Origin of the sequence: Tenacibaculum tangerinum, assembly GCF_029853675.1 — a bacterium.
Lineage (GTDB): Bacteria > Bacteroidota > Bacteroidia > Flavobacteriales > Flavobacteriaceae > Polaribacter > Polaribacter tangerinum_A.
The window spans coordinates 2,528,106-2,553,077 of sequence record NZ_CP122539.1 but is presented as its reverse complement, the minus strand read 5'-3'; the positions used below and the strand labels follow the sequence as shown (position 1 = coordinate 2,553,077).

Here is a 24,972-nt window from a genome sequence, read left to right as displayed (position 1 = left end):
ACTAAAAAGAGAAGCCTTTCGACTTCTCTTTATCACTTTTAATTTTGCTTCGACTATGCTCAGCAATCATTTAGATAATAAATAATTAAAACTAATTTTTAAGATCCACACATTAAACAATCGTCTGGACCTGCATTTTTAGAAGCGTCAACCATTGCCTTAAATTCTTCTGGGCTCATTGGTTTGTCTTCTTCTTTCTTTTCTACGTTTAGTGTAAATTGCTTGGCATTTACGGCAGATTTTGTTCGTAAGTAGTACATTCCTGTTTTTAATCCAGATTTCCATGCATAGAAGTGCATAGAGGTTAACTTCGCATAGTCAGGATCTTTCATAAATAAGTTTAGCGATTGAGATTGGTCGATAAAGTAACCTCTATGGCGTGCCATATCGATAATATCTTTCATACTCATCTCCCATACCGTTTTGTATAGATCTTTTAACTCTTGTGGAATGGCTTCAATATGTTGAATAGATCCGTTTGCACGCATAATATCTTCTTTCATATTATTGTCCCACAAGCCTAATTCTACCAAATCTTCTAGTAGGTGTTTATTCACAACAATAAATTCTCCTGATAATACTCTACGTGTATAAATGTTTGAGGTATAAGGTTCAAATGCTTCGTTGTTTCCTAAAATTTGAGAGGTAGATGCTGTAGGCATCGGTGCTACTAATAATGAGTTTCGAACACCGTGTTTTTTAACATTCTTACGAAGTTTTTCCCAGTCCCATCGTCCGCTTAATTCTTCATCTTTTATTCCCCACATATTGTGTTGGAATTCTCCTTGTGACATTGGAGACCCTTCAAAAGTTGAGTAGGCTCCTTTTGCTTTAGCAACTTCCATTGATGAGGTTACCGCAGCAAAATATAGGGTTTCAAAAATTTCTTGGTTTAGTTTCTTCGCTTCATCTGAAGTAAATGGTAAACGCAACATAATAAAAGCATCTGCTAGACCTTGAATTCCTAAACCTACTGGTCGATGACGGAAGTTTGAATTTTCTGCTTCTTTTATTGGGTAATAGTTACGATCGATTACTGTATCTAAATTTCGTACTACCTTTTTAGTTACTTTGAATAGTTTTTTATGGTCAAAAAACTTATTTCCGTTTTCGTCTTCTGCTACAAACATGGGTATTGCAATCGATGCTAAGTTACATACGGCTACTTCATCTTCAGCAGTATATTCCATGATTTCTGTACATAAGTTTGAAGAGCGAATCGTACCTAAGTTCTTTTGATTTGACTTGCGGTTGGCTGCATCTTTATACAACATGTATGGCGTACCTGTTTCTATTTGCGATTCTAAGATTTTCTCCCATAAATCACGTGCTTTGATGGTTTTTCTTCCTTTACCCGCTGCCTCGTAGCTTGTATACAAACGTTCAAACTCTTCACCATAGGTGTCGTATAAGTGAGGACATTCGTGCGGGCACATCAACGTCCAATCTCCATCTTCTTGCACGCGCTTCATAAACAAGTCAGAAATCCACATAGCATAGAATAAATCACGCGCACGCATTTCTTCTTTACCATGGTTTTTCTTTAAATCTAAAAAGTCGTAAATATCGGCATGCCAAGGCTCTAAATACATGGCAAAAGAGCCTTTACGTTTTCCTCCTCCTTGATCTACGTAACGTGCTGTATCGTTAAACACACGTAACATCGGTACGATTCCGTTAGAGGTTCCGTTCGTTCCTGCAATATAACTCCCTGTAGCACGGATGTTATGAATAGACAACCCTATTCCTCCTGCCGATTGTGAAATTTTTGCTGTTTGCTTTAAGGTATCGTATATTCCATCAATACTATCGTCTTGCATTTGTAATAAGAAACAAGATGACATTTGTGGTTTTGGTGTACCTGAGTTAAACAAGGTAGGTGTAGCATGAGTAAAATATTTCTTACTCATTAACTCGTAAGTGGCAATGGCTTCGTCGATATCTTCTTTATGAATTCCTATAGCAACACGCATTAACATTTGTTGCGGACGCTCAACAATATTTCCGTTCAATTTTAATAAATAAGAGCGCTCTAAGGTTTTAAAGCCAAAATAATCGTAGTTAAAATCACGGCTATAGATAATGGTTGAATCTAGCTTATCAGCATTATCCATAATAATCTTGTAGACATCATCTGCTAATAATGGTGATTTTTTTTCGGTTCTTGGGTTGATGTACTCGTATAAATCGGTCATCGTTTCCGAAAACGACTTTTTGGTGTTTTTATGTAAGTTTGATACGGCAATTCGAGCGGCTAATTTCGCATAATCTGGGTGTGCTGTTGTCATGGTTGCAGCAATCTCAGCGGCTAAATTATCTAATTCAGACGTAGTTACTCCATCGTACAATCCCTCAATAACACGCATAGCTACTTTTACTGGATCAACAATGCTGTTTAATCCATAACACATTTTTCTAACCCTTGCTGTGATTTTATCGAACATCACAGGCTCTTTTCTGCCGTCTCTTTTTACTACATACATATTTGATCTTATTTTTTTGGTTAATGGTGTCGTAGAAACATAGTTGTTTCTTAGACAACATGAAAATGTTACTGTTTATTTTGTTGTTTCTTTTTTTGAAACAGATTATAACAATAAAACACTACTCTTACTTACTGTTTGGTGTTTTAAAGTAATTACTGCATGTAGGGGAATAGCAGTTTATTAGGTCCTAGAAATCTGCATCAAAGCTGATGCTTCCTGTACCTCCAGATTTTACTCCAGCCTTTTGATATTCTGATACTCTCTTTTCGAAGAAATTCGTTTTTCCTTCTAACGAGATCATTTCCATGAAATCAAATGGGTTGGTAGACCCGTATTCTTTTTCACATTCAAACTCTAAAAGTAATCTGTCGGTAACATACTCTAAATATTGTGTCATTAACGTAGCATTCATACCTATTAAACTCACAGGTAATGACTCTGTAATAAACTCTCTTTCAATATCTAAAGCTGAAATAATTATTTCTCTAATTCTTTCTTTAGGCACTTTATTTACTAAATGATTATTGTGCAGGTGTACTGCAAAATCACAATGCATTCCTTCATCACGAGAAATCAACTCATTTGAAAAAGTTAATCCTGGTAGCAATCCTCTCTTTTTTAGCCAAAAAATAGAACAGAAAGACCCTGAGAAGAAAATTCCTTCTACAGCAGCAAAAGCAATTAGTCGTTCGGCAAACGAATCTGATTCAATCCATTTTAATGCCCAATCTGCCTTCTTTTTAATGGCAGGAAAAACTTCAATGGCTCTAAACAATTTGTCTTTTTCTTCTTCATTTTTAATGTAAGTATCAATTAGTAATGAATACGTTTCAGAATGGATATTTTCCATCATGATTTGAAATCCATAGAAGAATTTTGCTTCTGAATACTGAACTTCGTTTACAAAATTTTCTGCTAAATTTTCGTTTACAATTCCATCAGATGCCGCAAAAAAGGCTAAAATGTGTTTTATAAAATAACGCTCATCATCTGTTAGCTTAGAATTCCAGTCTGTTAAGTCTGAATGTAAATCAATTTCTTCTGCAGTCCAAAAACAAGCTTGCTGTTTTTTATACCACTCCCATAAATCGTTATGTTGAATTGGAAAAATTACAAATCTGTCTTTGTTTTCTTGTAAAATTGGTTCAATCGATGCCATGCTTTTTGAGCTCTTTTTAATGTTCTTTTTGTACCTGCGTGAGGGTGAAACAAAGATTGGAAAAAATGCTAAATTTTAAAAGCTATACTTATTCACAAATCCCTTGAAGTTTTTAACAAATTGCTTTTTTATGTCGAGATTATAAAAATTTTGGCTTTTTGTAAAAAATTTAAAATCAATAGTTTAAAAAACTGAAAATAGCTTGACAAGTGATATTCACTGAGTTTCTTGTTTCGTGTCTTTTTATAAAAAAAGTGACACTTTTTATGTCACTTTTTAACAGTCAATTTATTGGGTTTAGACACTATTTTTTTACCTTTAAAACATCTTCAATAATTTGTTCAATTTGTTTTTTTGGCAATGCCCCATGAGCCATTTGAGGTTCTTCGTTAACTGGGCAAAATAACATAGATGGAATACTTCTAATGCCGAAGGCTGCAGCTAATTCTTGCTCTGCTTCAGTATCTATTTTATAAATCGTTACTTTTCCTTCATATTCATTACTCAATTCTTCTAAAATAGGAGCAAGCATTTTACAGGGGCCACACCAATCGGCATAAAAATCAATTACAGCCGGTAGCTCTCCTTCAAACTTCCATTCTTTATGTTCTTCATAATTGAACACTTTTTTTAAAAAAGCTTCTTTATTTAGATTCTCTGTCATGTTTACATATATTTAATTGTATAAATGTAGTCGTTTTATTTCAATGGCTTTACAAACGTGTTTTTGTTAAAATCGTCTTAAAATAATTAATCATCGGTGTTTTTCTTCTAACTTTGATAAAATTAACCAATTTTTTAATCATGAGAAAAATACTTCTTCCTATTATTTGTGCAGGAACGATCTTCGTTTCTTGTAAAGAAGAACAACAACCTAAAAAAAATATTAGTGTGAATTACCCAGAAACAACCAAAAAGCCTGTTGTAGATGATTATTTTGGCACCAAAGTAACCGACAATTATCGTTGGTTAGAAGATGATAGAAGTACCGAAACCGAAGCGTGGGTAAAAGCAGAGAATGAAGTTACCTTCGATTACTTAGACAAAATTCCTTACCGTGAACAATTAAAAAATCGTTTATCAGAATTATGGAACTACGAAAAAATAGGAACGCCATTTAAAGAAGGTGATTATACTTATTTTTATAAAAATAACGGATTACAAAACCAGTATGTTTTATACAGAAAAGATAAAGAAGGTAACGAAGAAGTTTTTTTAGATCCTAATACCTTTGCCGAAGATGGAACGACCTCATTAGGTTCTGTAAATTTTACTAAAGATGGAAAAACTGTAGCCTATGCTATTTCTGAAGGAGGAAGCGATTGGAGAAAGGTGATTGTAATGGATGCTGAAACGAAAGAAATTAAAGGAGATACGCTAGTAGACGTAAAGTTTTCTGGAATTTCTTGGAAAGGAAACGAAGGTTTTTACTACTCTAGTTACGATAAGCCTAAAGGAAGTGAATTGTCGGCGAAAACAGACCAACACAAATTATACTTTCATAAATTAGGAACTCCTCAAAGTGCTGACAACGTTATTTTTGGAGCTACGCCAGAAGAAAAACATCGTTATGTTCGTGGATATTTAACAGAGGATAACAACTATTTAATAGTATCTGCTTCCACCTCAACTTCAGGAAACAAATTGTTTATTAAAGATATAACCAACCCAAACAGTAAATTAACCCCTGTTATTGATAACTTTGATAGCGATACCTATGTAATTGATAATAGAGGAAGTAAACTGTATTTAGTAACGAACTTAAATGCACCGAACAAAAAAATAGTTACTGTAGATGCGGCGAATCCAACTCCAGAAAACTGGGTAGATTTTATTCCTGAAACAGAAAATGTATTATCTCCATCAACAGGCGCAGGGTATTTCTTTGCAGAATATATGGTTGATGCCGTTTCAAAAATATTACAATACGATTTTGACGGAAAATTAATCCGTGAAGTAAAATTACCAGGAGTAGGCTCTGCTGGTGGTTTTGGAGGAAAAACCGAGGCAAAAGAGTTGTACTTTTCTTTTACAAACTACAACACGCCTGGTTCTTCATATAAATTTAATCCGAAAGATGGAACCTATGAATTATACTGGAAACCAGCTATTTCTTTCAATTCAGAGGCTTATGAAAGCAAGCAAGTATTTTATACTTCAAAAGACGGAACCAAAGTTCCTATGATTATTACCTATAAAAAAGGATTAGAATTAAACGGTAAAAATCCAACTATTTTATATGGTTATGGTGGGTTCAACATCAGCTTAACGCCTAGTTTTAGCATTGCTAATGCTGTTTGGATGGAACAAGGAGGCGTGTATGCAGTACCTAACTTACGTGGGGGTGGTGAATATGGTAAAAAATGGCACGATGCAGGAACACAGTTAAAGAAACAAAATGTATTCGACGACTTTATTGCTGCTGCTGAATATCTAATTAAAGAGAATTATACGTCATCTGATTATTTAGCCATTAGAGGAGGATCAAATGGTGGTTTATTAGTTGGTGCAACCATGACGCAGCGTCCTGACTTAATGAAAGTAGCGTTGCCTGCTGTTGGCGTATTAGATATGTTACGTTACCACACATTTACAGCTGGAGCTGGTTGGGCTTATGACTACGGAACTTCTGAGCAAAGTAAAGAAATGTTTGAATATCTTAAAGGGTATTCTCCTGTTCACAACGTAAAAGAAGGAGTGCAATACCCTGCAACTATGGTTACCACAGGAGATCATGACGACCGTGTAGTGCCTGCACACAGTTTTAAATTTGCTGCCGAATTACAGGAAAAGCAACAAGGAAACAATCCTGTATTAATTAGAATCGAAACCAATGCTGGTCACGGAGCAGGAACTCCTGTAGCAAAAACTATTGAGCAGTACGCTGATATTTTTGGATTCACCCTATTTAATATGGGATTTGAAGCATTACCAAACTCAACAAAATCTAAAATTAAGAGTTAAAAACTGTAACATTTCTGTAAAAACAGGCTCTTATTAAAGTAATATAAACTACCTCGAGGTAAAACCCTCGAGGTAGTGTGTTAAAAACTAACATTCATTTAAAAAATAATAAAATGAAAACCATTCACAAAATGTTGTTTACTACTGCAGTTGCCTCTTTGGGGGTTATCGCATGTAAAACAGATAAAAAGCCTGAAGAAAAAGTACAGGCAATTGTTTTAGAAAACATGGATACTTCAGTAAAACCTACCGATGACTTCTTTAGGTATGTTAACGGTTCTTGGGTTGATAATACTGAAATTCCTGCCGATGAAACGTCTTGGGGAGGATTTAATGAATTGAGAAAAACGACCACAAAAGACGTGTTGACTATTTTAAACAAAGCTATCGAAGAAGGAAACTTCCCAAAAATAAAAGATGCCGAAGGAAACGAAATAGATTCTGACCAAGAAAAAGCGGTAAACTACTACGAAACCATTATGGATACTGTAGCTAGAAACAAAACGGGTAATGCACCTGTTCAACCTTTTCTTCAAAAAATAGAAGAAATTAAAGATTTAAACGACGTACAAACATTTATTACCAACATGGCTCCTTATGGTGGTGCTGGTTTTTATGGTTTTGGCGTCTACAACGACCTTAAAAATAGTAGTATGAATACTGGTTATATGGGAGCTGGCGGACTTGGTTTATCAAGAGATTACTACGTCGATGAAAAAGTGAAAGACAAACTTGAAAAATACGAGGTGTTTGTAGCTAAAATGTTACAAGAGTTTGGTGATGATGAAGCAACCGCCAAAGAAAATGCAGCCACTATTGTTGCTTTTGAAAAGAGTTTAGCTGAGCCTAGAATGACCAAAGAAGAGCGTAGAGATACTCGTAAAATTTACAACCCAATGACTCTTGCTGAATTAACTGAACTAGCTCCTATAATTGATTGGGAAGCTCATTTAAAAGGAATTGGTGTTGATCTTGAAGGACTAGATGATGCCAAAGGTCTTGATAAGATTATTGTTACAGACCCAGGGTATTTCAAAGCAATGAATGACATCCTTAAAAATAGCCCTATTGAAACGGTTAAATTGTCATTACGTTGGAATGCTATTAACAACTCATTAGGTTTATTATCAACCGATTTAGAAAAAGCTAATTGGGAGTTTTATAGTAAAGAAATGCGCGGAGCTAAACAACAACGCCCAAGAGACGAGCGCGCTTTGGCAAACTTAAATGGAGCTATTGGTGAAGCTTTAGGTAAGTTATATGTAGATGAAAAATTTCCGCCAGAAGCAAAACAAAAAGCTAAGGAGATGATTGATAACGTTATGTTAGGTTTTGAAAAACGTATTGCACAATTACCTTGGATGAGTCCTGAAACTAAAGAAAAAGCGTTGGAAAAATTACATAAACTTACGGTTAAAATTGCGTATCCTGATAAATGGAAAGACTACTCAACTTTACTTGTAAAAGGATTAGATGAGGGTGGTACGTATTTTGACAATGCTGTAAATGTTAGTAAATGGAACTTTGAAAAAAACATAGCTAAATTAGGTAAAGAGGTAGATAGAACTGAGTGGGGAATGTCTCCTCAAACAGTAAACGCTTACTTTAATCCTGTAAACAACGAAATCGTATTCCCAGCAGCTATTTTACAACCTCCTTTTTATAATTACAAAGCCGATGAAGCTGTAAATTATGGAGGAATTGGTGCCGTTATAGGGCATGAAATTTCACACAGTTTTGACGATTCTGGATCTCGTTTCGACGGTGATGGAAACTTAAAAAACTGGTGGACTGAAGAAGATTCAGAAAAATTTAAAGAAGCAGGTGCTAAATTAATAAAACAATACAGTGATATTGTTGCTATCGATAGTATGCACTTAAATGGAGAATATACGCTAGGAGAAAACATTGGTGATTTAGGAGGTGTGCAAGCTGCTTATGAAGGATTGCAAATTTTCTTAGAAAAAAATGGTCGTCCTGAAAAAATTGACGGATATACACCAGAACAACGTTTCTTCCTTTCTTGGGGAACTATATGGAGAACAAAAATGCGCGATGAAGCATTAAAAAACCGTATTATGACAGATACACACGCTCCTGGAATGTACAGAGCTTATATGCCACTTAAAAATGTAGACGCTTTTTATGAAGCTTTTGAGGTTAAAGAAGGTGATGAAATGTACCTAAAACCAGAAGACCGCGTTAGAATTTGGTAAGTTATAATAAAAATAAGTACCTTTAAACCAGCGTATATACGCTGGTTTTTTATTTTTAAAACAGGTATTGTATATTTCAAAAAATAGTAAGTAATTCGCTCTCCTTAACTTTTAAAATAAAATGAAATTAATTGGAAGAGTTGAAAAAATATCCTTTTTAAGATGGGATATTGAAGATTTACCTGCTAAAATAGATACAGGTGCATATACTTCTGCAATACATTGTAAACATATTGAAGAAAATGATGGGCTGCTGAGCTTTATACTCTTATGTCCAAAAACAGAAAAATACAATAACAAATTGCTACAAACAACCAATTATGAGGTAAAAAAAATACGAAGCTCTAATGGTAAAAAACAAAAACGATATGTTGTCTCTACCTCAGCTGTTTTTTACGATAAAAAATATAAAATAAAGCTATCTTTATCAGATAGAGGTAAAATGAATTATCCTGTTTTGATTGGCAGAAAATTTTTAAACAAAAAATTTATAGTTGATGTTTCACAGAAAAACATCGCTTCAAAAGAAATAAAAAAATGAAAATCGTTATTCTTTCTAGAAACTCAAAATTATACTCAACCAAGCGCTTAGTTGAAGCAGGAAAAAAAAGAGGGCATGAAATGCTCGTATTAGATCATACCAAATGCGATCTTATTATCGAAAAAAGGAGGCCTGCTATCGTGTATAATCATGAGCTTGTAACCGATGTTGATGCCATCATTCCACGAATAGGTGCTTCTGTTACATTTTATGGTACCGCTGTAGTTCGTCAATTTGAAATGATGAAAGTGTTTTCTGCCGTAGAATCTCAAGCTTTGGTTCGTTCTAGAGATAAATTAAGTAGCTTACAAGTGCTTTCAAGAGCAAATTTAGGGTTGCCAAAAACGGTTTTTACAAACTACTCAAAAGATACTTCAGAAATTATTAAAAAAGTAGGAGGTGCGCCTCTGATTGTGAAACTTTTAGAAGGAACACAAGGCTTGGGTGTTGTTTTAGCTGAAACCAAAAAAGCTGCTGAATCTGTAATAGAAGCTTTTAATGGTTTACAAGCCCGTGTAATTGTTCAAGAATATATTAAAGAAGCCAAAGGCGCAGATATTCGTGTTTTTGTAGTAGATGGCGTGGTAGTTGGTGCTATGAAACGCCAAGGTAAAGAAGGAGAGTTTAGATCAAACCTCCATAGAGGAGGAACTTCTGAAATTATAGAATTAACAGACGAAGAAGAAAATGCTGCTTTAAAAGCTGTTAAGGTAATGAAGCTGGGTGTTGCTGGGGTAGATATGTTACAGTCTGACAGAGGTCCGTTAATTTTAGAAGTAAATTCCTCTCCTGGTTTAGAAGGAATAGAAAAAGCCACAGGAAAAGATGTGGCTAAAAGTATTATACGTTATGTAGAAAGAAGTGCTTAAAAACAAAACCGATGCATTGAGTATCGGTTTTTTGTTTCTCTCAAAACAGTTATTTTTGTTGCTATGCTACATGTAAATAATATTTCATTCACTTATCCTTCAAAAGAAAAAACGCTAGAAAATATTCAGTTTACAATGCAAAAAGGCGAACACCTTTGTATTATGGGTGAAAGTGGCTGCGGAAAATCTACCCTTTTAAAAATAGTGTACGGTTTGCTCGATGTTGATAGTGGTGATTTGTATTGGAACAACACGCAAATTTTAGGACCAAAACACAACCTCGTTCCTGGTGTTGCGTTTTTTAAATATGTGGCTCAAGACTTCGACTTAATGCCATTTACCTCGGTAAGTGAAAATATAAAAAAATTCTTGTCGCGATTCTATCCAGAAGAAGCAGAAAACAGAACTCAAGAATTGCTTGAAGTTATTGAAATGACCGAACTTGCTCATGTGAAAGTTAAAAACTTAAGCGGGGGGCAACAGCAACGAGTAGCGATTGCTAGAGCCCTGGCAAAAGAACCTGAATTGTTGTTGTTAGACGAACCGTTTAGTCAAATAGATAATTTTAAAAAAAACGCATTAAGAAGACGCTTATTTACCTATTTAAAAAAGAAAAATATTGCTTGTATAGTTGCCACACACGACGGAAATGATGCGCTTTCTTTTGCTGATATGATGATGGTAATTCGTAACCATCAAATCATTGCATACAACAGTCCATCAAACCTGTATAAAAATCCGAAGCAGAAGTATATTGCCTCTTTATTTGATGATGTAAATGAACTCACGATTAACGAACAAACATTACTACTATACCCTAGTTTGCTTGAGATTACTCAGCAACCATCAAAATTCAAAGGAACTGTTTTAAAATCTTATTTTAAAGGAGGGTATTGGTTACTAGAAATTGCTTACAATAATCGATCTGTTTTTATAAATCATTTTGAAAACATTGAGTATAAAAAAACAGTCTCTTTTAAATTAAAAAAGACTGTTTAAAACCAATAATAACTATCTCAATTATTATTATTTAATTATATTACAATAAACACATTTATAAAAAAATACACTCTCATCGTCTAAACACCAAAAGATAAAAGTGTATTAATAGGTTCTTTTTCTAAATGGTTATAACAACCTTTCCTTACTATATAAACAGTTATCTTTTTGTTTACCCTACCTATTTTATAGAATTTTTTTAATTTTATAGAGGTCAGTAGTTAGTTACTTATAATTTTGGACAGATAAATTTTATCACTATTGACCATTCTGGTTATTAAGTTATTGAATATTGAGTTCTTACTTTGAGAACGGTTCATTCTAAAACAAAACTCATTGAAATAGCGATTAACATTAAAATCACTTACCCAAGAATGAGTTGTTCTTATCCATGATTTTAGTTGATGTATCATTGTATGGATAGCCTTGAAGTTAAGTCCCTTGTTGCTTTCTACTTGTGTAATATTATATGCCTTTGCAATGGGTCTGTAACCTCTCCATTTGTCCGTTGTAACAGTTGCTTCTCTGTTAATATGGTTTACAAAAATATACTGTAGTGACCTTGCTGAAAAATCCTCAATGCGCATAGTGTACATACGTTTTATCTTGCCATCATCTGTTAGTTGCACGGCTGTGACCGCTTTCTTTTTCTTGGCATCGTAACTACGTCCTATTTTACCTTGTTCATGACCTCCCAATACGAACTCGTCAACATGAACATTGCCGTCCATAGGGTTGTTTCCGCTAGAGGACATGGCCTCTCGTACCTTAAGCATAAACAAACGTGCTGTCTTTTCTGTAACTCCATAGCGAACGCCCATATAGCTAGCTGAAAGACTCTTAGTACTTGTCGCCATCTCAAAGCAGATAAAAAATGCTTTACGGACTCCAAACTTGACCTTGTGGAAAAGCGTGTTTGCCGTAGCTCACTCTATATGATGACAGATATTACATTGCCTTGAAAAATCCTTGCGAACTTGACATGCTTTATGCCCACATTTTAAACAACTGTAGGCTGTATTTGCTTTTAAATAAGCCAGATATTCTTTGCAATCTTAGTCCGTTTTAAACCGTTCAGCAAACTCTAGAAGATTTTGACCCTTAAATATTTTCATAAGAACCTTATATTTCCTGAAATCTAATATACGTATTTATCTACTGACCTCTATAAATTTAAATTTGGTAATTTCAGATAATGTAGAAAAAACTGATTATGGTATCATTTTCTTTTACAATAGTAAAAAGCATATAGAAGCTGGGGAGATAAGATATGCTCTTGCAGGAAATGCTCCTTTTCTAGTAGAAAAAGAAACTGAAAAAATAGTGGAGTTTGGTACAGCACTTCCTTTGGAAGAGTACATCAAAGAATATCAGGCAAATCTATAGTAGATATTAAAAACCCATATTCAAAAAGTGAGCATACACTTGTAAAAAGTCGTTATTTCGGTAACGGCTTTTTTGTTTGCTACGTTTTGGCAAAATATATTAAAAGGAGTGGAATATGCTGTAGATATTGTAAGTACACTTTCAGGGGTAGGAAACCTTCTTAAATCAGGGCGTTTGGTACGCTTACTAAAAAATGGCAAAACCTTACTCTTCAAAACCAAACAGCTTACTACAGCCATTACAGCGACAAAAGCTGCAGTAGGTTTTATAGAAACAAGTGCAGGGAAGGTAAACATCTTGTTTAAGCTTACAGGCATTGAAGATACCGAACTAGGTAAAACCATTACCAAATACCTGTTTTACCTAGAAATGGCATATTTAGCAGGGGAGGTTTCGGTGTTTTTAAAAGATAAACTGGCTAAAACAGCGAAAGAAATTGTAGATAACCCTAAATTTACAAAAGCGTTGGATAATTTGGTTGAAAAAGGGGAACTTGATGAATATGGTAAAAAAAGAATAAATGAGAAAATTAATGGAATTGCTTGAGATATACACCTCTCATCTAAAGCAACTATAGACCCCGTAAAGGTAAAGGCATTTGAAGAAGGGTTGAAAAAGCTTTCTAAAATTAAGCCTGAAGAAGCGTTACCTTATTTTAACCATAAAGTTTTACATGGAGAAATAGTACAGGTTTCAGAAACGAATTGTGTAAATATAGTCCAAGTATTGGAAGATTTTTTAAGAACAGGGAAAATCAAATTAGCAGAATCTTTGGGTTTACAAAGTATGGACATATTAAAAAACGTGAGTTCGGGATAAAAAAGTTTTTTAATTACACGAAAAAAAGCGAAAAATTTAGTAAATTAAAGTACTGATTTTTAATTGTATAACTAAATTTTCCACTATGATTTCTGATTTTAAAATTACTGAATTTTTCTGTTTAATTGATGATTTTTGTACCGAAATTAATCAAGTTATTGATAAAAATGCTTTAGAAACCTGTTCAAAGATAGTTAGACGAAGAAAGCCTAAACTCACCCAAAGTGAAATAATCACAATTATGGTGCTTTTCCATTTTAGTGGTTTTAGGTGTTTTAAACACTTTTATATCGAATATGTTAGCAAACACTTGTCAAAAGAATTTCCAGATTTAGTTTCCTATAACCGATTTGTTGAATTGAAAAAACGTTGTTCAGTGCCTATAATACTGTTTAGGTCAATGTACAGGGATCTCCTTTTTAGATTCTACCACTATTAAAGTATGTCATTATAAAAGAGAAAAGCAGAACAAAGTTTTTAAAAACACCGCAAAAAAAGGGAAAGGAACCATGGGGTGGTTCTTTGGCTTTAAACTTCATATTATTATCAATGAAAAGGGCGATATCGTTGACTTTTTAATTACGCAAGGTAATATAGATGACAGGCAACCACTTAAAGATAAAGCCTTTCATAATCGTGTGTTCGGAAAAATATTTGCCGACAGGGGGTATGTAGGTAAAGAACTGTTTGAACAGCTTTTTGTAGATGGAATACATTTGGTTACAAAAATTAGAAAGAATATGAAAAATACTCTTATGCATATCTATGATAAAATTATGCTTAGAAAAAGGGCTGTTATTGAAAGTGTGAATGATATTTTGAAAAACGTATGTCAAATAGAGCATACAAGACACAGAAGCTTCGATAATTTTATCTTAAATTTATTCGCAGGGTTAATCGCTTATTCGTTTTATCCAACTAAACCTAATATCAATATCGATAACTTACAAAGAATAGGATAAACTATCCCGAACTCACGTTAATGTATATAAATGTATCGTGTTTTGATATAATACAATCCCCATTAACCCAATCAATAGACTAAAAATTATGGGTTTGATAAAATTTGATTTTCTTTCAATTACTATTTTTTCTTCATCTTTTTCAACAGCGACGATAATACCCGTGAATATTTCTAAAAATTTCTCTTCAGAGTATTTTTCTTTTTTATGGTTAGCGTCGTAAACGAAATAGGCTAGCTTACTTCTTTGAACAACCACTAAATCTTTCCCTTTATCTGTATTTATTTGAGCTAGAAAACAATCTGGTAATTGTATAAGAGTAGAGTTGTTTACGGGTACATCTGCAGCAATATTTTCGATATTAAAGTAATCTAGCACGCCTGTGATAGCATGTAAACTAGGATATGAAGGATGGCTTTGAATTTGAAAATCCAGCTCTTCTTTATCAAAAGAGATGCTGTTGTTTTTAAGTAGTCTTTGTACTGAATTGTTTAATGCTTGTTTCAAAATTAAGGTAAATTAGAAGCACAAATCTTCAATATAAAAAGCAATAAAAAAAGGGAATGAGGTTGCCGTTTATAAATCGAGGGGGGCGTAATTTTAAAATTGCGACCCTTTAATTGAATAGTTAACAAATTGACTTATAGAATTTTATAATTATTGTTAACGGTTTTAAAATAACCCTAAAGTAATCTTTTCATTAAAAGATATAATTTAGCCAAACATTAACTTTATTAAAACTATAAAATTATGAAACAATCAATTGAAGCATTGAGATATATGGAGATGACAAAAGTAGAACAACTAAATGTTATGGCTAAAGGAGGAGGAGTAGTTGGTAAACATGATACAGATGGAGAGGAAAATTGTAAAAAACTACAACCTTTTAACTCTGGTGAGTATTCTAAAGAAAAGTTACGAAATTGGCTAGAACAGTGTATTGATATTGATTTACCTCTTCATCTTCCAGTTGTTAAGTTTTAGTTAACCTTTAAATACTATTCTCCTTACTAATTTTTTCTATAAATTGGTAAGGAGTTATTCCTGTATAGTTTTTAAAAATACGAATAAACGATTTTGCATTTTTGTATCCTCCTATTTCACCTATTGCCTGTGTGGTATATGCTCTTATTTTTCTTTCTTCACTTAACCTACTAATAATATAATTTATTCTAAGTTCATTTGTATATTCACTAAAGCTCATTTGCTTCCACTCCTTTATTCCTTTTGATAGGTAAGTAGTATTGGTTCCTATCTTTTTAGCTACATTATATAAATTGAAATCGTCTTTTAGAAAGTCTAAATTTTCTTCAATTTTTAATAACCCTTTTACAATCTGTTCTTACTTTTCAGTTCTAATTTTAATAGTGTTCATACTAATAGTTGAAAAATCTTTTTCTTTTTTAGAAACTTTAATCAGTAGCTCTTCCAGTCTCTTTTTTGCTTTCTTTTTTTCATTTTTGTTTTTTACAACTAAGAAAATTATAAGTATAAGACTTATAATTAGACTAATAACCGCAATGTTATAATAATAAGATTTTTTACTAATATTGGTGTTTAACGTGTTGATTTTCTTGTTAAAATCAACTTCTTTATCAATTTTGTAAATATCCTTAAATTCTTGTCTTTCTCTTTCAGATATTCTATTATATGCGTTTAAAAAAACATTCAAATAATATGCTGCCGAATCACTCTTTTTTTCATTAGAATAAATTTTAGCTAAGAAATTATGTATGTTTATATAGTTATAATCTAAAAGAGTATCATTTTTTATGTTAAGGGCTTCTAAAAAACTATTTTTTGCATTTTTAAAATCATTTACCATATAGTAGTTTACCCCTATGTTGTAATACCCTTTGTATAAATGAGATTGCAGCTTGTTTTCTTCGAAAATTTTTAAACTTTTTTCAAGAAAAAGATTTCCTTTAGTATAGTCTTTTTTCAAACTATATAGGGTTCCTAAGCTGTAATAAACTCTACCTAAATTATATGAATTCTCTTTATACTTATTATTATTAAGTACTGAGTTATAGTAATACATAGATGAGTCTGCATAATTATATTTTCCAGTATCACTCTTATATAATGTAGCATAAATAGCACCAATATTTAAAGAAGTTTTATTTTTATGAATTAAATATTTGGCTCCTAGTCGTTCTTTATTTTCTTCAAGAATAGAATCTTTTTGTTTCATTTTATATATAGCTTCATTTAACTCATTTATGTCTTGATAAATTAATGCTATATTTCCTTTTATCTTGATAATCCGTTCAATGTCTTTTGCCTTAATAGCATAATTTTCTGCCTTAATGTAATGAAGTAGGGCCGATTTCATTAAACCTCTTCTTTTATTTGTATTTCCTAAAATAATATGGATATCAAATAAAATAGTATCGTTTTCTGGTGTTTTACCTATCTTAGGAAGGTATTTTGTAATACTATCTTTAAAAAAAGCAATATCTACAGGTTGTTTTTCTCTCGTTTTTAAATACTCTATCGCTGTGTAGGCAAACGTTTTATATGCTACTGCATCCGTATTTACCAGTCTGTGCATGTAGTACAATGAACTATCAACTCCAATTTTTCGATTTGCGTAAAATTTTTTTATACTCTTCTAATTCAGCCTTGTTAAGGTTTTGGTTATAACAAGGAATCTTTATAAAAAAGAAGATAAAAAAAGAAGTAGAAATATTTTGACATATACTTTTTGAAGTTAGAGTATAATTACATCAAAGATATAAAATATTTAAAAGAAGACTTATTACATACTTTTCAATGGGTTTTCCATAAACTTATCGCAGATAATTTTAGCTAAAAACCAAGACTTTAGTCTACTTAAAGTCTAACCTTCCTTTACTAATGTAATAGCACTCAACATTGAACTGTAAAACACCTCCTGAAAAAGAATTAGAGATTAGAATTGGTAAGTAAGGTTTAAACAGCAATCACCCAAGCAGGTGCTTATGGACTAAGACCATTGCAAAAGCTGTGTTTTTTAGGGTACTGTCTCAGGATGTTTTTTACGTGTTTATTTTTGCAATAGAAAAGAAAAGCCTAAGTTTTAAAACAACCTAGGCTTATTTATTTCACCCTATAAGGTGATTTGATTAATTTACGATAGTCCCCCACAGATTATCATATGCAACAAATATAATTAACCTGCTACCATCTTTTGTATTAAAAGGCATAAGTGTAGTATGATTGAGCATGAGAGGTAAAAATAAAAACCGAAGCTTAAGACTTCGGTTTTTTTTAATATGTATAAGACTTTATTTTTATCCTTTAAAACTTGCTTTTAAAAACTCAGAGTTCATACGAGCAATGTTTTCTAAAGAGATTCCTTTCGGACATTCAACCTCACAAGCTCCTGTATTGGTACAGTTACCAAAACCTTCTAAATCCATTTGCGCAACCATGTTTTTAACACGCTCTGTAGCCTCTAATCGTCCTTGAGGTAATAAAGCATATTGAGATACTTTTGCTCCTACAAATAACATTGCAGATGAGTTTTTACAAGTAGCAACACAAGCACCACAACCAATACAAGTTGCCGCATCCATAGCTTTATCTGCATTTTCTTTAGGAATTAAAATGGCATTCGCATCTGTGGTGTTTCCAGAAGTATTTACTGAAATGTACCCCCCTGCTTGTTGAATTCTTTCAAAAGAACTTCTATCAACAACTAAATCTTTAATTACTGGAAAGGCAGCAGCTCTAAATGGCTCAATCGTAATGGTATCACCATCGTTAAACATGCGCATATGTAATTGACAAGTTGTGATACCACGATCGGGCCCGTGTGCTTCACCATTAATATACATAGAACACATACCGCAAATTCCTTCACGACAATCGTGGTCGAATGCTACGGGTTCTTCACCTTTATTTACTAGTTGTTCATTTAGTACGTCCATCATTTCTAAGAAAGACATATGTTCAGAAATATCGGTCACTTTGTATTCGACCATTTTTCCTTTATCACTTGCGTTTTTTTGACGCCAAATTTTCAGTGTTAAATTCATATTCATAATCCTCTTCTTATTTGTATGAACGTTGTTTCAATTCAATATCGTTAAACTCTAATTCTTCTTTGTGTAAAACCGCATCGCCTGGTTCACCTTTGTATTCCCAAGCAGCTACGTAAGCAAAGTTTTCATCATCTCTTTTTGCTTCTCCTTTTTGAGGTCCGTCTAATTCAACAGATTCTTCTCTAAAATGTCCTCCACAAGATTCTGTTCTGTTTAGAGCATCTTTTGCAAATAATTCTCCTAATTCTAAGAAATCGGCAACTCTACCTGCTTTTTCTAACTCTGGGTTCATTTCATTAGCACCGCCAGGTACCGTAACATTTTTCCAGAAATCTTCTCGTAATTCTTTAATTTCAGCCATGGCTTCTTTTAAGCCTTGTTCGTTACGAGACATACCACATTTGTTCCACATGATATTTCCTAATTTCTTATGGTAGTAATCTACCGAATGCGTTCCTTTATTGTTAACAAAGAAATCAATGCGATCTTTTACTTCTTTTTCGGCTTCATCAAACTCAGGGGTATTTGTCGGAATCTTGCCTGTACGAATATCATCAGCTAAATAGTCACCAATGGTATAGGGTAATACAAAATACCCGTCTGCTAAACCTTGCATTAATGCAGAAGCCCCTAAACGGTTCGCTCCGTGGTCAGAGAAATTAGCTTCTCCAATAGCATACAGCCCAGGTACTGTAGTCATTAAGTTATAGTCTACCCATACACCTCCCATAGTATAATGTACTGCTGGGTAAATCATCATAGGCGTTTCATACGGGTTTTCATCCACAATCTTCTCGTACATCTGGAATAAGTTTCCGTATTTGTTCTTAATAACTTCCTTTCCTAATTTTTTTACTAAACTAGTATCATTTACATCTAAGCCTTTAATTGTTGCTTGCTCTTTTCCATAACGTTCGATGGATGCAGCAAAATCTAAATACACGGCTTCACCTGTAGCGTTTACACCAAAACCAGCATCACAACGCTCTTTAGCAGCACGAGAAGCTACATCACGAGGTACTAAGTTACCAAAGGCAGGATACCTTCTTTCTAAGTAATAATCTCTATCTTCTTCAGCAATTTGAGTTGGTTTTAATTTACCCTCTCTAATTGCCAGCACATCTTCCATTTTCTTCGGAACCCAAATACGACCATCGTTACGTAACGATTCAGACATTAAGGTTAGTTTAGATTGATAATCACCTGAACGAGGTATACAAGTAGGATGAATTTGTGTGTAACAAGGATTTGCGAAAAACGCTCCTTTTTTATGAATTTTCCAAGCAGCGGTTACATTAGAACCCATAGCATTTGTTGATAAGAAATATACATTTCCATACCCCCCAGATGCTATGACTACAGCATGTGCTGAATGACGTTCAATCTCTCCAGTAACCATATCACGGGCAATAATACCACGTGCTTTTCCATCGACAATAACTACGTCTAACATTTCATGGCGATTGAACATTTCAATTTTACCACGAGCTATTTGACGGTTCATTGCTGAATAAGCTCCTAACAATAACTGTTGCCCTGTTTGACCTTTCGCATAGAATGTACGAGATACAAGTACCCCACCAAACGAACGGTTATCTAACTGCCCACCATAATCACGAGCAAAAGGAACTCCTTGCGCAACACATTGGTCGATAATATTAGAAGAAACTTCTGCCAAACGATACACGTTTGCCTCACGAGAACGGTAATCTCCCCCTTTTACAGTATCGTAAAATAAACGGTAAAAAGAGTCACCATCTCCTTGGTAGTTCTTTGCTGCGTTAATACCTCCTTGTGCTGCAATAGAGTGCGCACGACGAGGTGAATCTTGGTAAGCAAAGGCTTTTACGTTGTATCCTAATTCTGCTAACGTTGCAGAGGCAGAACCACCTGCCAAACCAGTACCCACTACAATTACGTCAATTAAACGCTTGTTAGCAGGGTTAACCAAGTCAATTTTATCTTTATAAGTTGTCCATTTATCTTTTAACGGACCTTTTGGAATTTTTGAATCTAAAGTTGCCATACTTGTTGTTGCGTATTAATGATTGAAATGATGAAATAATGCAATAATTACGAATCCTAACGGAATTAAGATTGCGTAAAGCTTACCAAAAGTTTTCAATCCTTTAGTATATCTATTATTTGCTCCTACTGATTGGAAAGCAGAATCAAATCCGTGTAGTAAATGCAATGCTAAGAACACAAAAGCAATTACGTAAGCACCAACTCTAACGGGGCTTAAGAACTTGTGTTGCAACTCATGGAAGTATCTAAACTCACCATCGTGTAACCCACTCCAATCTCCTTGAATAAATTTGGTATTGATTTCTGGAAACCAAAAATCAATAAAGTGTAATACAATAAATGCTAAAATAGCAGCTCCGGTCCAAATCATGTTTCTACTCATCCAAGTAGAGTTTGCAGCTCCATTATTTTTAGCATAACTAACTTTACGTGCACTGTTGTTTTTAATTTCTAAGACGAATCCCATTACAAAGTGAAACACTACCCCAAAAATTAATATGGGTTGCATTACATATTGAATTAATGGATTTGTTCCCATAAAGTGCGACACTTTGTTAAATGTAGCTCCGTTATCTGGAAAAATCGAAGTAAGGTTAATAGCAAAATGTTGTAATAAGAAAAACATCAGGAAGAATGCCGAAAGTGCCATGGCAAACTTTCTTCCGATAGAAGATTTTAGTAATCCGCTCATTATTTTGTTTGTTGATTAAATAGTACCACAAATTTAAGAGTAACACAGTACTTGAACAAACTTTACGAATTGTTTTCTTAAATATTTAGAATGGGTTTAAATAAAGAGCAGAAAAGCCTTTTTCTAGTAGGTAAAACTATACAAAATGCTGTTTGTTTAAAAGTTAGATACGATTGAGGATATTAAAAACCGTATTTTCTAAAAGTTAGATTAATTCTTGGGTTTACATAGATAGAATTTTTTGGTAAACTGTGTTCAAAGTATTCTTGGCAACCTTTTTTCATTAGTAACAAACTTCCATGTTTTAAAAGGAATTGTGTTTCTTTTTTTGTGCTGTTTTCTCTTACACAAAAAACACGTTCTTCTCCTAAACTTATGGAGGGAATAACATCAGTGTCTCCAAAAGCTATTTTATCTGAGTGATAACCGACACCAGAGTTCCCGTCGGGGTAATAAATACAAACACAAGTTTTAAATTCACAACCTGTAAATTCTTCAATTTTCTTTTTTAACGGCAGTATAAATGCTGGCCATTCTGTAGTATTTCCCCATAGTGCTTTTGGAAAAGCATTTTTTTCTATTAAATCGCGGTCTAAGAACATCAACTTACCAAAATTGTAGGTAATAGTATCTGCTTGGGGAACTTTATTTTTATGCATATTAATAAGTTCAGGAAACTGCATTAATTTTTGAAATAGTTTAGTAGCTTCCTCTAAGCTTAAAAAGTTTTGATTATACCGAATAACGTGGCTTATTTTAGTAGACATTTTACAGAAGAATGAGTTAACTTGTTTTGAATTTATGTAAATGGTGCAAGATGGCAGCTTCTATCTTTTTATATGCTGTTTGTATTAACCAATGTCCATCATCTAATGCTATAAATTCATAATATCCCTTTACATATTCGTGTCCTTCTTCTACGGCATAACTACCAATTGCCATGTCTTTTTTCCCCCAAATAAATAATGTGGGAACAGTAATAGTACCAAGTATGTTACTTGTTGTCGCCTTTTTAAATAAAGCATAATTACTTCTGTAATAGCTTATTGCAGCAGTAAGTTGTTTTTTGTTTTTGAAAATAGATAGATAATTTGCAACCTCATCAGCATCACTATGTACCCAAAGTTTTTTGAACAAGGCAAAATTATTCTTTCTAATTTTAAGTTCAGGAAGAAAAGGGAGTTGAAAATTTTTTATGTATTGACTCTTTTGTTGTTGTTCGGCATCGTTAAAAATGGCAAAACAAAAAGCTTGTATGTGCGGAACAGAGAGCGCTGTCCAGCTTATAATAAAATCTTTATAATCATGCGCTACTTTCCAACCAATTGCTGCTCCCCAATCGTGACCAATTAAATGAAATTTAGCAGTGCTAAAGTGCTTGGCAATACCTACAACATCAGATACTAATTTGGTTAGCGTATAGTGTTTTTTTCCTTTAGGGCACGCATTTTTGCTATACCCTCTTAAATTTGGAGCAACACAATAAAACCCATTGTTAGCAAGTACTTTCATTAAATCTCTCCACATATAAGAAGACTCTGGAAAACCATGTAAAAGTACAACTAGTTCGTTTTTTTTATCTCCTTCGATTAAACAATCAAATGTTAATTGATTAACAGTAACGGTTGTAGTTTGTTGCATAGTAAAGATATTTTAAACCAAGTTATTGAAAAAGAGTGGTAACATCAAATTAAGTTTAGTAAAGAAGTCAACTCCTTATGTTTTTCTAACGGAATCATGTGTCCGCAATTTTTAATCATTGTGAATTTTCCTTTTTTAGTTTTGTTGGCAAAATCTTTAAGTTTTTTAGGATTTACAAGCACATCGTTTTCGGCAGCAATAAAAAATATAGGAATAGTAAGTTCTAAGATTTTTTGTGAAATATTCAGTCTAGATGAAGTTGCTTTTAATTGACGAAGCAATACTTGTTTTCCTAAATCGGCATCCATTTTTTTTATGACAGCAACAATTTCAGAATTGTTATAAGCATCTGGATGAAGAAACTGTTGAATTCGTGCTTGTGAAATTCCTTTATACGAATGTTTTTCTAAAAAATCAATAGTGCTTTTTCGCAATTTAATTTCCGAGTCACTCAGTCCGTCGGTATTGGCAGCTATGACAACTAATTTTTTTACTTTTTCAGGATAATGAATCGCAAAATTCATTGCAGAAAATCCGCCTAAAGAAAACCCGAGAAGTATTGCAGGTTCTTCAATATGATTCAGTATAATTTGATTGATTTCCTCGAAAGAAGCCGCTGGAGCAATATCGATATGAATAGGAAATATAGTATTCAACTTAGGAAAAACAAATTGCCATAAATCTACGGTACACATCGTACCTGAAAGCACATATACCTTTTGCATTTATGGGTTGTAGTTAGAATCGACTAAACATTTATCATTTTCCCATGTTCCAATAAGTGTTTTTTCAGGAATAAGTTTACCGCTACAGGTTAAAAAGCGCCCCAAAGTATCTTTTTTAATTACTTTTAACTTTCCTTGATGTAGGGCGTTAATTACCCTGTAAATTAATCCGTTTTTTGGAAGATTACCCCCTTCCTTAGAAAGAGACAGTCCAACTTCGTTATTAAACAAATCCATTTTCGAAGAAATTTGATCGGGAACAACACCGTCTTCTCGTTTTTGTTCTTTATACGTTTTGTAATTGTCTTTTTCATGCGCTTTCCCAAGCGAGCGAGCTGCTTTTTCTCCTATTTCTTGTTGTAGCAAGGCCATCCAAAAGGCATGACGAAAGGCATCAACTTTCCCTCCAGCTGCATCTCCGTCTAGTAGGGGAGAAACTTTTAGAGAGTCACTTATTCTAGACACTTCAAGTGAAAGTGCATAGGCTTTTTTCGCTTTAAAAGGATGCAGTAAAACCCACGTTTTTTGAGCTCCTTGTAGTTTTTTAAATGCTTGCCAGTTCGATTGGGCATTTAGGCAAGCAGGAAGTATAAGAACTCCAAGCAGTAATTTTTGAAGCATACAACTAATTTTTACTGCTAATTTGTTCTTCCAATTCAACAATTTTACTCTCTAAATCGTGAAGCCTATCGTAAACATCAATCGGTTCGGGCATTTGCTTAGAAGCAAACATGGTTACATACCAAACCTCCATAATTTCTTCTGCATTAATGGTATAGGTAGGGTAGTTGCCGTCTTTATTATCACTTTTTAAAATAAGCTTTCCTCGTTCTTCAATTCTATTAATAACACGTTTTAAGACAATACCATCATTTTTACTCACAATTATATATACCCGACCATCTTTAATATCGCGGAGGTCTTCTACATACTTTCCAAACACCAAATCTCCATCAAAAAACGTACGCACCATAGAGTTTCCTTGTACTTCAAAACAACGAAACGTACCGTTGGTAAGATGCGGCATGTGAAAAGAAGGCAATTGTTCTATATAATTCGAATCACCATACCCATTCAAATACCCGGCTCTTGCCTGTATGGGTACATATACCACATTTTCATTTCCTGAAGGATTGACAGAAACTACCTGAGGTACTCCAGAATATGTTTGAATATTTGCGGTTTCTGATTGTAACATCACGTCACTCTTTCCAAATAAATAATCGGGATTGATGTTAAATTCATTAATAATTGCTGTAAGCACATCGTACCCTGGTTTGGTTCTTTTTCTACTGCCATCAGGCTGCGGCCTACCATTAACAATGCTATCTACTGTGGTTCCTGTAACACCAATTCGCTTTGAGAACGAAAAATTATTCAAATTAAAAGCATCTCTAATCGCTGCTATTTTTTCAGATATTCCCATAATTACTTGTTTTTTACATATTGCAAAAAATA

The 24,972-nt window shown here is 33.6% G+C and carries 22 protein-coding genes and 2 pseudogenes; 9 read left to right on the top strand and 15 right to left on the bottom strand.

Annotation, left to right across the window (positions count from 1 at the left end; genetic code table 11):
• Nucleotides 1-98: 98 nt before the first annotated feature.
• From P8625_RS11355 to trxA, 3 genes are all read right to left on the bottom strand, one after another.
• Nucleotides 99-2,483 carry a ribonucleoside-diphosphate reductase subunit alpha gene (locus tag P8625_RS11355; RefSeq protein WP_279650574.1) on the bottom strand — a complete coding sequence of 795 codons (2,385 nt, stop codon included), beginning with the start codon at nucleotides 2,481-2,483 and terminating at the stop codon, nucleotides 99-101.
• 190 nt (nucleotides 2,484-2,673) lie between these two features.
• Nucleotides 2,674-3,645: a ribonucleotide-diphosphate reductase subunit beta gene (locus P8625_RS11350; protein ID WP_279650573.1), complete on the bottom strand. Its 972-nt coding sequence runs from the start codon at nucleotides 3,643-3,645 to the stop codon at nucleotides 2,674-2,676.
• Nucleotides 3,646-3,949: 304 nt separating this feature from the next.
• Nucleotides 3,950-4,309, bottom strand: a complete 360-nt coding sequence (trxA, locus tag P8625_RS11345; RefSeq protein WP_279650572.1) for a thioredoxin — start codon at nucleotides 4,307-4,309, stop codon at nucleotides 3,950-3,952.
• A 140-nt stretch (nucleotides 4,310-4,449) separates the two neighbouring features.
• Here trxA and P8625_RS11340 point away from each other — a divergent pair, with 140 nt between their 5' ends.
• From P8625_RS11340 to P8625_RS11320, 5 genes are all read left to right on the top strand, one after another.
• Entirely contained in the window at nucleotides 4,450-6,609 is a 2,160-nt protein-coding gene (locus tag P8625_RS11340) for a prolyl oligopeptidase family serine peptidase (RefSeq protein WP_279650571.1), read from the top strand.
• Between the two features lie 113 nt (nucleotides 6,610-6,722).
• The gene (locus P8625_RS11335) at nucleotides 6,723-8,825 is read left to right on the top strand and encodes a M13 family metallopeptidase (RefSeq protein WP_279650570.1); all 2,103 of its coding nucleotides are present in this window, start codon (nucleotides 6,723-6,725) and stop codon (nucleotides 8,823-8,825) included.
• Between the two features lie 121 nt (nucleotides 8,826-8,946).
• Nucleotides 8,947-9,366: an ATP-dependent zinc protease family protein gene (locus tag P8625_RS11330; RefSeq protein WP_279650569.1), complete on the top strand. Its 420-nt coding sequence runs from the start codon at nucleotides 8,947-8,949 to the stop codon at nucleotides 9,364-9,366.
• Entirely contained in the window at nucleotides 9,363-10,235 is an 873-nt protein-coding gene (gene rimK, locus P8625_RS11325; protein ID WP_279650568.1) for a 30S ribosomal protein S6--L-glutamate ligase, read from the top strand. Before P8625_RS11330 ends, rimK begins: the two co-directional genes overlap by 4 nt.
• 63 nt (nucleotides 10,236-10,298) lie before the next feature.
• A complete protein-coding gene (locus P8625_RS11320) occupies nucleotides 10,299-11,234 on the top strand; it encodes an ABC transporter ATP-binding protein (protein WP_279650567.1) in 936 nt (311 codons plus the stop codon).
• Nucleotides 11,235-11,455: 221 nt separating this feature from the next.
• Here the strand turns inward: P8625_RS11320 and P8625_RS11315 are convergent.
• Nucleotides 11,456-12,349, bottom strand: a pseudogene (locus P8625_RS11315) (IS1595 family transposase).
• Between the two features lie 64 nt (nucleotides 12,350-12,413).
• Here P8625_RS11315 and P8625_RS11310 point away from each other — a divergent pair.
• The 3 genes and pseudogenes from P8625_RS11310 (at nucleotide 12,414) to P8625_RS11300 (ending at nucleotide 14,401) form a co-directional block, all read left to right on the top strand.
• Nucleotides 12,414-12,620, top strand: coding sequence for a YrhB domain-containing protein (locus tag P8625_RS11310; protein ID WP_279650566.1), 207 nt, complete (start codon nucleotides 12,414-12,416; stop codon nucleotides 12,618-12,620).
• Nucleotides 12,621-12,728: 108 nt separating this feature from the next.
• Entirely contained in the window at nucleotides 12,729-13,166 is a 438-nt protein-coding gene (locus P8625_RS11305) for a hypothetical protein (RefSeq protein WP_279650565.1), read from the top strand.
• A gap of 358 nt (nucleotides 13,167-13,524) precedes the next feature.
• Nucleotides 13,525-14,401 (top strand): annotated as a pseudogene (locus tag P8625_RS11300) (IS982 family transposase).
• Nucleotides 14,402-14,413: 12 nt separating this feature from the next.
• On the opposite strand, the gene P8625_RS11295 reads toward P8625_RS11300, so the two are convergent.
• Nucleotides 14,414-14,908: a cysteine peptidase family C39 domain-containing protein gene (locus P8625_RS11295; protein WP_279650564.1), complete on the bottom strand. Its 495-nt coding sequence runs from the start codon at nucleotides 14,906-14,908 to the stop codon at nucleotides 14,414-14,416.
• A gap of 243 nt (nucleotides 14,909-15,151) precedes the next feature.
• Here P8625_RS11295 and P8625_RS11290 point away from each other — a divergent pair, with 243 nt between their 5' ends.
• The gene (locus tag P8625_RS11290) at nucleotides 15,152-15,385 is read left to right on the top strand and encodes a hypothetical protein (protein ID WP_279650563.1); all 234 of its coding nucleotides are present in this window, start codon (nucleotides 15,152-15,154) and stop codon (nucleotides 15,383-15,385) included.
• A 7-nt stretch (nucleotides 15,386-15,392) separates the two neighbouring features.
• Here P8625_RS11290 and P8625_RS11285 read toward each other — a convergent pair whose 3' ends face one another.
• The 10 genes from P8625_RS11285 to P8625_RS11240 all read right to left on the bottom strand — a co-directional run bounded on the left by P8625_RS11285 (nucleotide 15,393) and on the right by P8625_RS11240 (nucleotide 24,940).
• On the bottom strand, nucleotides 15,393-15,656 hold the full coding sequence (locus P8625_RS11285; RefSeq protein ID WP_279652952.1) for a helix-turn-helix domain-containing protein: 264 nt from the start codon (nucleotides 15,654-15,656) through the stop codon (nucleotides 15,393-15,395).
• Between the two features lie 87 nt (nucleotides 15,657-15,743).
• Entirely contained in the window at nucleotides 15,744-16,955 is a 1,212-nt protein-coding gene (locus P8625_RS11280) for a tetratricopeptide repeat protein (protein ID WP_279650562.1), read from the bottom strand.
• Between the two features lie 721 nt (nucleotides 16,956-17,676).
• Complete coding sequence (locus P8625_RS11275) at nucleotides 17,677-18,423, bottom strand: succinate dehydrogenase/fumarate reductase iron-sulfur subunit (RefSeq protein ID WP_279650561.1); 747 nt, start codon at nucleotides 18,421-18,423, stop codon at nucleotides 17,677-17,679.
• Nucleotides 18,424-18,439: 16 nt separating this feature from the next.
• Nucleotides 18,440-20,455, bottom strand: a complete 2,016-nt coding sequence (locus P8625_RS11270; protein ID WP_279650560.1) for a fumarate reductase/succinate dehydrogenase flavoprotein subunit — start codon at nucleotides 20,453-20,455, stop codon at nucleotides 18,440-18,442.
• A 15-nt stretch (nucleotides 20,456-20,470) separates the two neighbouring features.
• Complete coding sequence (locus P8625_RS11265) at nucleotides 20,471-21,148, bottom strand: succinate dehydrogenase cytochrome b subunit (RefSeq protein ID WP_279650559.1); 678 nt, start codon at nucleotides 21,146-21,148, stop codon at nucleotides 20,471-20,473.
• Between the two features lie 182 nt (nucleotides 21,149-21,330).
• Nucleotides 21,331-21,915, bottom strand: a complete 585-nt coding sequence (locus tag P8625_RS11260) for an alpha-ketoglutarate-dependent dioxygenase AlkB (protein ID WP_279650558.1) — start codon at nucleotides 21,913-21,915, stop codon at nucleotides 21,331-21,333.
• Nucleotides 21,916-21,931: 16 nt separating this feature from the next.
• A complete protein-coding gene (locus P8625_RS11255) occupies nucleotides 21,932-22,789 on the bottom strand; it encodes an alpha/beta fold hydrolase (RefSeq protein ID WP_279650557.1) in 858 nt (285 codons plus the stop codon).
• Between the two features lie 44 nt (nucleotides 22,790-22,833).
• Nucleotides 22,834-23,514, bottom strand: coding sequence for an alpha/beta fold hydrolase (locus P8625_RS11250; protein ID WP_279650556.1), 681 nt, complete (start codon nucleotides 23,512-23,514; stop codon nucleotides 22,834-22,836).
• Nucleotides 23,515-24,135, bottom strand: a complete 621-nt coding sequence (locus P8625_RS11245) for a DUF6973 domain-containing protein (protein ID WP_279650555.1) — start codon at nucleotides 24,133-24,135, stop codon at nucleotides 23,515-23,517.
• Nucleotides 24,136-24,139: 4 nt separating this feature from the next.
• Nucleotides 24,140-24,940, bottom strand: a complete 801-nt coding sequence (locus P8625_RS11240) for an XRE family transcriptional regulator (RefSeq protein WP_279650554.1) — start codon at nucleotides 24,938-24,940, stop codon at nucleotides 24,140-24,142.
• Between the last annotated feature and the right edge of the window lie 32 nt (nucleotides 24,941-24,972).

Excerpts from the sequence above, each read along its gene's own strand:
- rimK (WP_279650568.1), top strand. The coding sequence starts at position 9,363 with ATGAAAATCGTTATTCTTTCTAGAAACTCAAAATTATACTCAACCAAG.
- P8625_RS11350 (WP_279650573.1), bottom strand. The coding sequence starts at position 3,645 with ATGGCATCGATTGAACCAATTTTACAAGAAAACAAAGACAGATTTGTA.
- P8625_RS11340 (WP_279650571.1), top strand. The coding sequence starts at position 4,450 with ATGAGAAAAATACTTCTTCCTATTATTTGTGCAGGAACGATCTTCGTT.
- P8625_RS11290 (WP_279650563.1), top strand. The coding sequence starts at position 15,152 with ATGAAACAATCAATTGAAGCATTGAGATATATGGAGATGACAAAAGTA.
- P8625_RS11270 (WP_279650560.1), bottom strand. The coding sequence starts at position 20,455 with ATGGCAACTTTAGATTCAAAAATTCCAAAAGGTCCGTTAAAAGATAAA.
- P8625_RS11355 (WP_279650574.1), bottom strand. The coding sequence starts at position 2,483 with ATGTATGTAGTAAAAAGAGACGGCAGAAAAGAGCCTGTGATGTTCGAT.
- P8625_RS11320 (WP_279650567.1), top strand. The coding sequence starts at position 10,299 with ATGCTACATGTAAATAATATTTCATTCACTTATCCTTCAAAAGAAAAA.
- P8625_RS11335 (WP_279650570.1), top strand. The coding sequence starts at position 6,723 with ATGAAAACCATTCACAAAATGTTGTTTACTACTGCAGTTGCCTCTTTG.
- P8625_RS11330 (WP_279650569.1), top strand. The coding sequence starts at position 8,947 with ATGAAATTAATTGGAAGAGTTGAAAAAATATCCTTTTTAAGATGGGAT.
- P8625_RS11260 (WP_279650558.1), bottom strand. The coding sequence starts at position 21,915 with ATGTCTACTAAAATAAGCCACGTTATTCGGTATAATCAAAACTTTTTA.
- P8625_RS11255 (WP_279650557.1), bottom strand. The coding sequence starts at position 22,789 with ATGCAACAAACTACAACCGTTACTGTTAATCAATTAACATTTGATTGT.
- P8625_RS11275 (WP_279650561.1), bottom strand. The coding sequence starts at position 18,423 with ATGAATTTAACACTGAAAATTTGGCGTCAAAAAAACGCAAGTGATAAA.
- P8625_RS11280 (WP_279650562.1), bottom strand. The coding sequence starts at position 16,955 with ATGCACAGACTGGTAAATACGGATGCAGTAGCATATAAAACGTTTGCC.
- P8625_RS11265 (WP_279650559.1), bottom strand. The coding sequence starts at position 21,148 with ATGAGCGGATTACTAAAATCTTCTATCGGAAGAAAGTTTGCCATGGCA.
- P8625_RS11240 (WP_279650554.1), bottom strand. The coding sequence starts at position 24,940 with ATGGGAATATCTGAAAAAATAGCAGCGATTAGAGATGCTTTTAATTTG.
- P8625_RS11250 (WP_279650556.1), bottom strand. The coding sequence starts at position 23,514 with ATGCAAAAGGTATATGTGCTTTCAGGTACGATGTGTACCGTAGATTTA.
- P8625_RS11245 (WP_279650555.1), bottom strand. The coding sequence starts at position 24,135 with ATGCTTCAAAAATTACTGCTTGGAGTTCTTATACTTCCTGCTTGCCTA.
- trxA (WP_279650572.1), bottom strand. The coding sequence starts at position 4,309 with ATGACAGAGAATCTAAATAAAGAAGCTTTTTTAAAAAAAGTGTTCAAT.